General features: G+C 70.5%; 2 protein-coding genes. Both read right to left on the reverse strand.

Annotated elements, in window-relative coordinates; translation table 11 throughout:
* Positions 1–60: 60 nt before the first annotated feature.
* Positions 61–1,602: a hypothetical protein gene (locus tag ACWEQQ_RS03740; RefSeq protein WP_452347013.1), complete on the reverse strand. Its 1,542-nt coding sequence runs from the start codon at positions 1,600–1,602 to the stop codon at positions 61–63.
* Positions 1,603–1,624: 22 nt separating this feature from the next.
* Positions 1,625–1,906: a hypothetical protein gene (locus ACWEQQ_RS03745; RefSeq protein WP_452338330.1), complete on the reverse strand. Its 282-nt coding sequence runs from the start codon at positions 1,904–1,906 to the stop codon at positions 1,625–1,627.
* Positions 1,907–2,016: the final 110 nt, after the last annotated feature.

The raw sequence follows: 2,016 nt of genomic DNA on the forward strand, positions 1-2,016 counted from the left end.
CGACCAACGCATGAAAGATTACGGGCCGCCGACACACATTCCCCATTCGTCCGACCCGCTTCACTGCGAATGTCGTTGGCGGAAACGCTTTTCCAGGCCCGGCAGGTAGACCGACGCGGGCATGCTGGAGGTCGTCGCCTCCACCACGCCATCGTCGGCGACGTAGTAGAGGGCACGGTCGATGACCGGCTCCTCGGATTCGGTGGGGACATAGACCATCCAGCCGACCGGAAGTCGTTCCGCGCGCAGCCGATCGAGCGGATAGGCGGTGGTGTCGATGTCCTCGGTGCGGAGGTGGTGGCGCACGGCGTCCAGTGCCTCCGGCTCCGGCAGCGGTTCCGGGCCGATGCGCGACACCCCGGCCATGGCCAGCTGGTAGTGGGCGGCGTCCAGATCGCGCTCGCCGAACGCAGCCTCCAGCACGGCCTGGGTGACGTCGCGACGCTCGGCGGCGGCGACGAATTCGGCCACCGCGGAACGCTGTTCGTCGATCGGGTCGGCGGCGACCAGATCGCTGATCACCCCGACGACGGTGGCGGCGGTCCAGATGCCGGGAACCGCGGGGGCGAGGTCGGCGGCGGCCGGTGACGCGCCGCGATACCAGCGGCCGCGCTCCCACCAGTAGCAGAAGGTCAGCATGCCGCCGCTGGCCCGGGTGTTCAGCACCGGGTTGGCGACCCACGCCGGGGCACCGGCGTACAGGTTCGGCAGCGGGGTCTGATTGTCGTAGGCGGCCACCAGTTCCGGGGCGTTCCAGACGCCGCCGGACAGCACGGCGCGACCGCCGGGCAGCAGGTAGAGGGACGCGCCCGAGCGGCGCGAGCCCTCGAACCAGCCGAAGGACGGGAGCACGCGCGGGCCCCATTCGGAGCCGACCGCCACGAACGCGGCGGCGATGGCGGCCCAACGCGCCCACAGCACCGGCAGATTCGGGAAGTCGTTCTCCGAAACCGTTGGGAAATAGCCGGATTCCCGATCCGCGCGCGCCGCGGCCGCGGCCTGGTGTGGTGTCCGGGACTGGCGGTCGTCGTGGCGCAGCAGGGCGGCCAGCCAGGTCGGCAGGCTGTCGCGGGGGAAGGCCACCAGATCGGCCAGATAGTCCTGGGGCGCGAGCATCTGGTCGGCCGGAAAGGGCTCGTCGCCGTAGTCGTGGTCGACGGTGAGCTCGCCCGCCGCGGTCACCCGCAGTTCCAGCCGCCACCACGGGTCGCCCAGTTCGGCGGCGAGCCTGCGGTGTTGGACCACCAGGTCCATGATCTCCGGGGTGGCGGGCAGCTGCGCGTGGCGCTGCTCGTCGTCGGAGTAGTCGATGCGCGCGCGGTGACCGCTCACGGTGAGCGAGAAGGCGGCGTGCACCCGCGTCCAGCCCTCCGGGCCCTGGTCGCGCAGCTGCTGGGCGAGGCGGTGCGCCAGGGCGCGGGCCCGCTGCGGGATATCCGGTTCGGCGGCGGTCATGCTGAAGCCGATATCGGGGGCGGGCTCGGCATCGGGTTCCTCGACGCCGATGACGGCGGCCAGACCGTCGAAGTCCGGGGCGTCCTCGCCCGGGGCGGATTCCGGTGTCGCAGCCGGGTTTCCGTTGTTCTCCTGCGAAATCGTCACGCGATCGTCTCCTGTGCCGCCACTAGCTCTCGGTCGCCGCATCGAATTCGGCGATCCGTCGGGACATCTCCGCGCGCCAGCGATCGGCATTACTGCCGTCCAGCTGGCCGACGAAGGATCGCTCGGCGGCGGCGATCATGGCGTCCGGGATATCGGGGTGGGAGCGGGCGATGGCCCACAGGGCCTCCTTGGTGGGGGCGTCGAGGCCGGTCGCGCTGCGCACGCCGAGTCCCTGCCGGGCAGCGGCCAGCGCGGACTCGAAACTGTGCCGCAACTGCTCCTCGCTCGGACGGCTACCGCGCACGTCCACCCTCCTCCGTCGAAAACCAAACGTCAGCATCACATATCGCGAATGTCCGTGCGGTTGCCGAAACCATAAAAATCGGCGAACTCACACGTTCGAGTGCTGGGTGG

It is taken from the genome of Nocardia sp. NPDC004123, assembly GCF_053603795.1.